A 1,880-nucleotide genomic window follows, 5' to 3' on the forward strand; every position below is an offset into this window, starting at 1 on the left:
CCGTCGCCGTCCAACTGGTCGATCAGGGCGTTCCACAACTCCCGCAGCGGCTGCTCCTCCAGCCGCGTTGTGGTGGTGATGTGGCCGATGTGCTGGTCGAACAGCGTCAGGGCCTTATTCCGGTCGAGCACCCACTGGCAGCCCTCAGGAGGGGCCGGCAATACTTGCCGGGGCGGACCCGGATCGATCATCTTGTATTGATTCGCCCTGTGACCGTGACTTTCCCGCTCCACCTGCAGCAGACCACGGTCGCGCAATGCCCCGATCCGGTTATGCACCGCCGTCTGCTTTGCGCGTGCCGCACGGGCGAGGGCTGGCTCGCTGGCGGTGATGACCCCGTCGCCGTCCATATTTTCGATCAGGACGTTCCACAACTCCCGCAGCGGCTGCTCCCGGTGCTGCGTTGTGGTGGTGATGTGGCCGATGTGCTGCTCGAACAGCGTCCAGGCCCCATCCGGGTCGCTCACCTGGCGGCCCGCAGTGGGTTGGGGTTGGGGTTGGTTGGGGTGGAGTGGGGCGGGGGTGGGTGGCTCGTAGGCCGGGTGATGGAGGGTGTCGCCGGCGGGGAGAGTGCCGGCGTCGGTGCGGGTCACCGCTGGGGAGGGTGCGGGGTATGGTTCCCAGCCCATGTCCGTCCCCTGGTAGGTGGCCCAGTCGCCGAGGTTCCGGCTGCCCTCGCCGGCCTGACTGCCGATGCGCGGCTGGCCGGGGTCGGTGGACATCGCAGCACCGTAGTGCCCGTCGGTCACGCCACTGCCGGGATTCGGCCACCCCTCCGGCCAGGACGACGCGGCCGGCCCCGCCGGCCAGGACGATGCCGTGGGGACGTCCGGGTCGCCCAGCGGCCCGGGCAGCCCAGGCAGCAGACCCGTGCCCGCCGACGGGGCAGGTACCGGCCCGGGCATCGGCAACGGAGGTGCCGGATCCTGTACGCCCAGTCCGGGCGGGAACGACTGCGTCCCTGGGAACTGGCTGGGCTGGTCGCCGCTGGGCTGCGACCACGATGTCGGGCCGGGCGGGGCCTGCGGTAGGGGCGGATCCATCGGCTGCGGCCCGGGGTCGGGTTCCGTGTCCAGGGCCGTGGGCGGGCCGACCCACGCCGGATGGAGCAGATTGAGCAGATCGGCTGGGTCCATCTGCCAGGTGGCCCAGGCGCCGGGGTTCCCGCTGCCCTCGCCGGCCCCCCGATTGTCGATGTGCGGCTGGCCGAAGTTGGTGGACATCCCGGCACCGTGCCCGGCGGTCACATCAATGTCGGGATTCGGCCACGCCGGTCCCGCCCACCCCGCCGGCCAGGACGGCGCGGTGGGGGCGTTCGGGTCGTCCAGCGGCCCGGGCAGCCCGGGCAGATCCGTGTCCGCCGGTGGGGCAGGTACCGGCCCGGGCATCGGCGACGTATCCCCGTGGTACCGCCAGGACAGGTCCTCACCCTGCTGCGGGCGGTCCGGTCCGGGGGCAGGGCCCGGCACCGGTGCTTGCCGGGGCGGACCCGGATCGGTCACCCTGTACCGCGCCGCCACGCCACCGTGACCTTCCCGGACCAGCTGCAGCAGACCACGGCCGCGCAATGCCACGATCCGGTTATGCACCGTCTGCTGCGATGTGGATGCCGCCGAGGCGAGGGTAGACTCGCTGACGGTGATGAGCCCGTCGCCGTCCATACGGTCGATTAGGGCGTTCCACAACTGCCGCAGCGGCTGCTCCTCCTGCTGCTGCGTTGTGGTGGCGATGTGGCTGGCGTGCTGGTTGAACAGCGTCCGGGCCCCATCCGGGTCGCGCACCCATTGGCTGCCCGCGGGAAGGGCCGGCAATGCTTGCCGGGGCGGACCCGGATCGGTCACCCTGTACCGCGCCGCCACGCCACCGTGACCTTCCCGGAC

The 1,880-nt window shown here is 71.6% G+C and carries 1 pseudogene; it reads right to left on the minus strand.

Annotation, left to right across the window (positions count from 1 at the left end):
- Positions 1-1,859, minus strand: a pseudogene (locus ACGFIZ_RS34180) (hypothetical protein); the annotation flags it as partial.
- Between the last annotated feature and the right edge of the window lie 21 nt (positions 1,860-1,880).

It is taken from the genome of Micromonospora sp. NPDC048830 (genome assembly GCF_043198215.1).
Classification (GTDB): Bacteria; Actinomycetota; Actinomycetes; order Mycobacteriales; family Micromonosporaceae; genus Micromonospora.